This window comes from Streptomyces sp. NPDC047974 (genome assembly GCF_040653375.1).
GTDB lineage: Bacteria > Actinomycetota > Actinomycetes > Streptomycetales > Streptomycetaceae > Streptomyces.
In genome coordinates this window covers 77,456-84,606 of sequence record NZ_JBEZNU010000015.1, presented here as the reverse complement: position 1 = coordinate 84,606, position 7,151 = coordinate 77,456, and the positions used below count along the sequence as shown (strand labels likewise).

Here is a 7,151-nt window from a genome sequence, read left to right as displayed (position 1 = left end):
GGCGGCGGCGCTCGGACTGCTCGTGGTGGGGACGGACCCCTTCTGGCAGTCCTTCCGGGTCGGGACGATGCTGGTGGGCGTCGCGCTGCTGCTCGGCGCGGTGCTCCGCCGCGTGCTGCCCTCGGTGGGCATGCTCGCGGTCCGCTCGCGCTTCACCGACATGATCACGTACGGGGTGATGGGCTCGCTGATCGTGCTGCTCGCCCTCATGGTGCAGCCGAGGCCCTGGCTCCGGATCCCGTTCCTGGAGGACGTCCTCCACCTGACGGTGACCTGACCGTTCTCCACGGTCGTACGACGACGGCGCCCGCCCTCTCCCCCGTGGGAGGGCGGGCGCCGTCCTGCGATCAAGGGTCATGTACGCGCCAATGAAGGGCAAGTTCACGCCGTCCGCTGTGGCACGGAGGTGACCGTTCCGGTACATCCGCGCCCACCGGTCGGGTCCCGTTCACCGCCCGGAACTGCCATCCTTCGAGGAGCTCAGGGGAACTTCGACGAGGGGGTGCGCATGCCGGCGTGGAAGGCGCTGTCCGGCGAACTCGATCCGGACGTACGGACGTTCGCGGAACGGCTCCGGCTGGTCATCGACCGCAGCGGACTCGGCGTCGCCGCCGTCGCCGAGCGCACCGGCCACGAGCCGGCCGACTGGGAGGCCTTCGCGAACGCCGCGAGGCCCGTACCGAGGAGCGCCGTCGTCGCGCTCTCCGACGTGACCGGCGCCGACCTCGGCCCCCTGACCGCCCACTGGGAGCACGCCGACCGCGCCTGGAAACGGCTGCCGGCGGAGCGGGGCCCGGCTCCGGAGGGCGCCCCGGCCGAGGCGACCGAGGCGACCGGCGCGACCGGCGCGGCCGAGGCGACCGGCGCGACCGGCGCGCTCGACGGGGCCGGCCCGCCCGGGCCCGCCGACCGGACCCTGCGCATCAGGGCCGTACCGCCGGCGCCGGAACCAGGGCGTCCCCCGGCCCGCACGCCCCGGCGGGGCTCGCCGCTGCTCTACGTCGCCGGGATCGTCGGCGCCGCGCTCGTCGTCACCGCCGCCGTGCTCCTCGTCGACCTCGGCGGGACCGGGAAGCCGCCGGCGGCCGCCCCGCCCCCGCCCGTCACCACCACCGCTCCGACGCCCGGCCCGAGCCTCCCCGAAGGTGTCCGCTGCACCGGCGCGGACTGCGGCGGGCTCGACCCGGAGGACATGGGATGCGGCGGGCCGCTCGCCGTCACCGTCGCCCGCACCCGCGTCGGCGCCGCCCTCGTCGAGGTCCGGCACAGCGAGGTCTGCGCCGCGGCCTGGGCGCGGATCAGCGGGGGCGCCGTCGGGGACGAGGTCAGCGTGCAGTCCGGCACCGCCGTCCGGCTCGCCGCCGTCGCCGCGGACGGCGGCGGAGGCGCGTACACCGCGATGATCCCGGTCGCCTCCGGGGGCGTCGCACGCGCCTGCGCGACCCTTTCCGGCGGCGAGGACGGCTGCACGGGAGGGTGAAACGGGGCGGGAGGTGAGCCGCACCACAAGGGGGTGGGGGTGCAGTGGGGCCAAGGTCCGATAGCCTGACCGCCGGATATCTCTTCACGTCGAGACATCGATCGATCAAGTGAGCGATATCCAGCCACAGGGGCAGGGAACCCCACCGCCAGCTGTCTTACGGAGATCGCCATGACCCGCACTCCCGTGAATGTCACCGTGACCGGCGCGGCCGGCCAGATCGGCTACGCGCTGCTCTTCCGCATCGCCTCCGGCCACCTGCTCGGCGCGGACGTGCCGGTCAAGCTGCGCCTCCTCGAGATCCCGCAGGGCGTGAAGGCCGCCGAGGGCACCGCCATGGAGCTCGACGACTGCGCGTTCCCGCTGCTCAAGGGCATCGACATCTTCGACAACCCGAACCAGGGCTTCGAGGGCGCGAACATCGGCCTGCTCGTCGGCGCCCGTCCGCGCGGCCCGGGCATGGAGCGCGGCGACCTGCTCGCCGCCAACGGCGGCATCTTCAAGCCGCAGGGCGAGGCCATCGCCGCCCACGCCGCGGACGACGTCAAGATCCTCGTCGTCGGCAACCCGGCCAACACCAACGCCCTGATCGCCCAGTCGGCCGCCAAGGGCGTCCCGGCCGAGCGCTTCACCGCGATGACCCGCCTGGACCACAACCGCGCGCTGACGCAGCTGGCCCAGAAGACCGGCTCCTCCGTCACGGACATCAAGCGCCTCACCATCTGGGGCAACCACTCCGCGACGCAGTACCCGGACATCTTCCACGCGGAGATCGCCGGCAAGAACGCCGCGGACGTCGTCAACGACGAGGCGTGGCTGGCCGACACCTTCATCCCGACCGTCGCCAAGCGCGGCGCCGCGATCATCGACGCCCGTGGCGCCTCCTCCGCCGCCTCGGCCGCCAACGCCGCCATCGACCACGTCCACACCTGGGTCAACGGCACCGCCGAGGGCGACTGGACCTCCATGGGCGTCCCGTCCGACGGCTCCTACGGCGTCCCGGAGGGCCTGATCTCCTCCTTCCCCGTCACCTGCAAGGACGGCGCGTACGAGATCGTCCAGGGCCTGGAGATCAACGACTTCTCCCGCGCCCGCATCGACGCCTCCGTCAAGGAGCTGTCGGAGGAGCGCGACGCGGTCCGCGAGCTCGGCCTCGTCTGAGCCCCCGCGCCTGACGCGTGACCTGACGCGTGACGGAGCCCCCGGTCGGACGACCGGGGGCTCCGCCCTTTTTCCGCGTCCGGGATCAGTGCGCGCGCGGGGTGTAGTGGCCGGGGACCATGCGGGTCGTGACGGCGATGCGGTTCCAGGAGTTGATGACGACGATCGCGCCGATCACCTTGGCGAGCTCCTCCTCGTCGAAGTGCGCGGCGGCCGCCGCGTACACCTCGTCGGGGACGAAGCCGTCGGTGAGGACGGTGACCGCCTCGGTGAGGGCGATCGCCGCCAGCTCGCGCTCGGTGTAGAAGTGCTTCGACTCCTCCCAGGCGGAGAGCTGGACGACCCGCTCGACCGACTCGCCCTCGGCGAGCGCGTCCTTGGTGTGCATGTCGAGGCAGAAGGCGCAGTGGTTGAGCTGCGAGGCGCGGATCTTGATCAGGTGGTAGAGCGCCGGGTCCACGCCCTTCGCGGCCTCCTGCTCCAGGCGGATCATCGCCCGGTAGAAGTCGGGGACCCGCTCGGCGAACGGCATGCGCGGGGTGTGCTCGTGGGCGAGGGCCTGGGCGGGGGAGTGCACGGTGGTGGTGGTCATGAGAGCCACCGTACGCAGCGGATGGCATGCGGGTATGGTCCAATCCCATGCGGGACGACTGGGCCACTTTTGGCGCCGACCTCCATCTGGACCTGCGCGGCACCCGGCTCAGGGCCGGCCTCATGGACGCCTTGCGCGAGGCCGTGCGGGGCGGACGCCTCGCCCCGGGCACCCGGCTGCCGTCCTCGCGCCAGCTCGCGGCGGACCTCGGGGTGGCCCGGAACACCGTCGCCGACGCGTACGCCGAACTGGTGGCCGAGGGGTGGCTCACGGCGCGCCAGGGTTCCGGCACCCGGGTGGCCCGCCGGGCGGACCCCCGGCCGCCGACGGAGAAGGCGGCCCGTGCGGGGCAGGCCGGCGCGGGGGAGGTCGAGCCGCCCCCGGCCCCGCCCGTGCCGCCCGCGCTCTCCGCGACCCCCGCGGGCCCGACGCCCGGCGGCACCGCGTGGCGGGTCTCGCGGCGGCGGACGAGCCCGCCCGCGTACGACCTCCGGAGCGGCACCCCGGACCTCGCCTCCTTCCCGCGCGCCGCGTGGCTCAAGGCGTACCGGCGGGCCCTCACCGCCGCGCCCAACGAGGCCTTCGGGTACGGGGATCCGCACGGCCGGGAGGAGCTGCGGACGGTCCTCGCCGAGTACCTGGCCCGCGCCAGGGGCGTCCACGCGCGGCCCGAACGGATCGTGGTCTGCGCCGGGTTCGCGCACGGCCTGATGCTGATCGCCCGCGCCCTGCGCGGGCGCGGGGCCCGGGCCGTCGGCGTGGAGTCGTACGGCCTCGGCCCGCACGCCGCGCTGCTGCGGGACGCCGGGCTCGCCACCCCGCCGCTGCCCTTCGACGAACGCGGCACCCGCGTCGAGGAGTCGGCGTCCCTCGCCCCGGACGCGGTGCTCCTGACCGCCGCCCACCAGTTCCCCCTCGGCGGGGCGCTGCCGCCGGACCGGCGGACGGCCGTCGTCGACTGGGCGCGGGCGACCGGCGGTTACGTCCTGGAGGACGACTACGACGGGGAGTTCCGGTACGACCGGCAGCCCGTCGGCGCGCTCCAGGGCCTCGACCCGGAACGGGTCGTCTACCTCGGCACCGCGAGCAAGTCCCTCGCCCCCGGGCTGCGGCTCGCCTGGATGGTGCTGCCGGAGGGCCTGGTGGACGAGGTCGTCGCCGCCAAGGGGGCGGTGGTGGACTGGATGTGCGGCACCCCCGACCAGCTCGCCTTCGCGGACTTCCTCGCCACCGGCGCGCACGACCGGCACGTCCGCGCCATGCGGCTGCGCTACCGGCACCGCCGCGACCAGCTCGTCGCCGCGCTCGCCGAGCGCGCCCCCGGCATCCGGGTCGGCGGCATCGCGGCCGGCCTCCACGCGGTCCTCCCCCTCCCGCCCGGCACCGAGGCCGCCGCACTCCGCTCCGCCGCCTGGCACGGCCTGGCGGTCCAGGGCCTGGGCCACTTCCGCCACCCGCAGGCCCGCCGGACCCTGGAGGGCCTGGTGGTCGGCTACGGCACCCCGCCCGACAGCGCCTGGCAAGGAGCCCTCCAGGCCCTGTGCGGGGTCCTGGAGGGCCTGGACGCGGGGCAGGACCCGGAGGACGGGCGAGAGGGCGGAGGCGCGGCCGGGACCCTTTGAGCGGTACGGGGCGGGGTGGGGTGGGGCGGGGCCGTCGGGCTCCGGCCGGGCCTCGCCGGGGCCGTGGGGTCGGGCTCGGAGGTCGGCTGAGGGGGGCGGGCGCGGTCGGGATCCTGCCGGGCGCCGACGGACTCCGGCCGGCGCCGACGGACTCCTGCCGGGCGCCGACGGACTCCTGCCGGGCTCGCCGGGCTCGCCGGGCTCGCCGGGCTCGCCGGGCTCGCCGGGCTCGCCGGGGTCGCGGGGCGGGAGGCGGTACGCGCGTGTCGCGGGCGGCCGGGAGGTGCCGGGTGCGGTGATCCCCCGCCCACCCCGCGATGCCGGTCCCCGCGGGCGGCGGTACGGGGCGGGACCGTCGGGGGCCCGTCGGGCTCGCCGGGGCCGTGGGGCGGGAGGCGGTCACCGCGCGCCGGGAGGGCCGGGGGTCGGGGAGGCCGGGGCCGTGGTCTGGCAGGGTGGGGGAGTGATGTCGTACCCCACTCCGGACGAGCGGCCGCAGGGCGACGCGGAGGCCGCCGCGCGGGAGTTCACCACCTACCGGCCGCGGCTCTTCGGGCTCGCCTACCGCATGCTCGGGTCCGCAGAGGAGGCCGAGGACACCGTCCAGGACGCCTATCTGCGGTGGGACGGCGCCGACCGGGCCGTCATCGTCCAGCCGGGCGCCTGGCTCACCAGGGTCGTCACCAACCTCTGCCTCACCCGGCTCACCTCCGCCCGCGCCACCCGCGAGCGGTACACCGGGACCTGGCTGCCGGAGCCGGTGCTCACCGACGTCCGGGGCCCGCTCGGCGCGCCCGGCGCGGGGCCGCTGGAGGCCGCCGAGCGCGGCGACGACGTCTCCATGGCGCTCCTGCTGCTCCTGGAGCGGCTCACCCCGGCCGAGCGGGCCGTGTACGTGCTCCGCGAGGCCTTCGGCTATCCGCACCGGGAGATCGCCGGCCTGCTCGACCTCGGCGAGGCCAACTGCCGCCAGCTGTACGTCCGGGCCGCCCGCCGGGTGGCCGCGCCCGGCGACGACGGGGCCGCCGTCCGCGCCGAGCCGCCCGCGCCCGAGCGGCACCGGGAGTTCGTCGAGTCCTTCGTCGCAGCCTCCCGCGAGGGCGACCTCGCGGGCCTGGAGAAGGTCCTCGCGGCGGACGTCGTCTGGTGGGGCGACGGCGGCGGCAAGGTCAGGTCCGCCCTCCGTCCCGTCCGCGGCCGCGACCGCGTCCTCCGCTTCCTCGCCGGCGTCGCCGACCGGCGCGAGGCGGGCTCCGTGCTCACCGTCGCCGAGGTCAACGGCGCGCCCGGGATCGTGCTGCACGTCGGCACCCGGCTCATCGGCGTCGCCGAGGTGGAGACGGGCGCCGACGGCCGCATCACCGACGTGCGGATGGTGATGAACCCGGACAAGCTCGTCTTCGCGGGCCGGCAGTTCGCCGCGCGCGCGGAGGCCGGCGGCTGAGGCCGTCACAGACGCGCGGCCCCGCCGGTCCTTGTACGTGAGGGCGCTCCGCGGGGGGCGTCCGCGTCGGGAAGGGACCCCGGACATGACGAAGACGATCCTGGTGACGGGAGCCACCGGCACCCTCGGCAGGCCGCTGTGCGCCCGGCTCGCCGCCGCCGGGCACGAGGTGCGCGAACTGAGCCGCCGCTCGCCGCGGTACCCCGTGGACCTGCGGAACGGCACCGGTCTCGACGAGGCCCTCGCGGGTGTCGACACCGTCGTCCACTGCGCCTCCTCGCCGCGCGGCGGCGACGAGGACGCGGCCCGGACCCTGATCGCGGCGGCCCGCCGCGCCGGGGTCCGGCACCTCGTCTACATCTCGATCGTCGGCGTCGACCGGGTGCCGCTCGGCTACTACCGCGCCAAGCACGCGGTGGAGCGGCTGGTCGAGGAGTCCGGGATCGGCTGGACCGTGCTGCGGGCCACCCAGTTCCACGACCTGGTGGCGCAGGTCCTGGCGGCCGCCGGGAAGGTCCCGCTGGTCCTGCCGCTGCCGGCCGGCGTGTCGGACCAGCCGGTGGAGGTGACCGAGGTGGCCGAGCGGCTGGCGGAGCTCGCGGCCGGCGACCCCGCGGGCCGGGTCCCGGACATGGGCGGTCCCGAGGTGCGCACCTTCGCCGAGCTGGCCCGCGCCCACCTCGCCGCCGCCGGCCGCACCCGCCGCCTGCTGCCCGTCCCCCTCGCCGGCCGCACGTACCGGGCCTTCCGCGCGGGCGGCCACCTGGCCCCGGGACACACCACCGGCCGGGTCACCTTCGAGCAGTACCTGAAGGCGCGGGGCGCGGGGGCCTGACGGTCGTTCCGCGGGGG

General features: G+C 76.1%; 7 protein-coding genes. 6 read left to right on the top strand and 1 reads right to left on the bottom strand.

What is annotated here, in order from left to right:
* The 3 genes from AB0E19_RS21995 to AB0E19_RS21985 all read left to right on the top strand — a co-directional run.
* The coding region (locus AB0E19_RS21995) for a DUF3017 domain-containing protein (protein ID WP_362182692.1) at positions 1-277 on the top strand (277 nt) is incomplete at its 5' end.
* A gap of 231 nt (positions 278-508) precedes the next feature.
* Positions 509-1,480: a DUF2690 domain-containing protein gene (locus AB0E19_RS21990; protein WP_362182689.1), complete on the top strand. Its 972-nt coding sequence runs from the start codon at positions 509-511 to the stop codon at positions 1,478-1,480.
* 171 nt (positions 1,481-1,651) lie between these two features.
* Positions 1,652-2,641, top strand: coding sequence for a malate dehydrogenase (locus tag AB0E19_RS21985; protein WP_362182686.1), 990 nt, complete (start codon positions 1,652-1,654; stop codon positions 2,639-2,641).
* A gap of 85 nt (positions 2,642-2,726) precedes the next feature.
* Here AB0E19_RS21985 and AB0E19_RS21980 read toward each other — a convergent pair whose 3' ends face one another.
* Positions 2,727-3,233, bottom strand: coding sequence for a carboxymuconolactone decarboxylase family protein (locus AB0E19_RS21980; RefSeq protein WP_362182683.1), 507 nt, complete (start codon positions 3,231-3,233; stop codon positions 2,727-2,729).
* 47 nt (positions 3,234-3,280) lie between these two features.
* Between AB0E19_RS21980 and AB0E19_RS21975 the strand changes: the two genes are divergently transcribed.
* From AB0E19_RS21975 to AB0E19_RS21965, 3 genes are all read left to right on the top strand, one after another.
* Entirely contained in the window at positions 3,281-4,855 is a 1,575-nt protein-coding gene (locus AB0E19_RS21975; RefSeq protein ID WP_362182680.1) for a PLP-dependent aminotransferase family protein, read from the top strand.
* A gap of 466 nt (positions 4,856-5,321) precedes the next feature.
* Positions 5,322-6,299: an RNA polymerase sigma factor SigJ gene (gene sigJ, locus AB0E19_RS21970; protein ID WP_362182677.1), complete on the top strand. Its 978-nt coding sequence runs from the start codon at positions 5,322-5,324 to the stop codon at positions 6,297-6,299.
* Between the two features lie 85 nt (positions 6,300-6,384).
* A complete protein-coding gene (locus tag AB0E19_RS21965; protein ID WP_362182674.1) occupies positions 6,385-7,134 on the top strand; it encodes an NAD(P)H-binding protein in 750 nt (249 codons plus the stop codon).
* Positions 7,135-7,151 lie beyond the last annotated feature (17 nt).

Bases quoted from the DNA above. Each gene is read 5' to 3' on its own strand.
- AB0E19_RS21965 (WP_362182674.1), top strand. From the start codon at position 6,385: ATGACGAAGACGATCCTGGTGACGGGAGCCACCGGCACCCTCGGCAGG.
- sigJ (WP_362182677.1), top strand. From the start codon at position 5,322: ATGTCGTACCCCACTCCGGACGAGCGGCCGCAGGGCGACGCGGAGGCC.
- AB0E19_RS21990 (WP_362182689.1), top strand. From the start codon at position 509: ATGCCGGCGTGGAAGGCGCTGTCCGGCGAACTCGATCCGGACGTACGG.
- AB0E19_RS21985 (WP_362182686.1), top strand. From the start codon at position 1,652: ATGACCCGCACTCCCGTGAATGTCACCGTGACCGGCGCGGCCGGCCAG.
- AB0E19_RS21975 (WP_362182680.1), top strand. From the start codon at position 3,281: ATGCGGGACGACTGGGCCACTTTTGGCGCCGACCTCCATCTGGACCTG.
- AB0E19_RS21980 (WP_362182683.1), bottom strand. From the start codon at position 3,233: ATGACCACCACCACCGTGCACTCCCCCGCCCAGGCCCTCGCCCACGAG.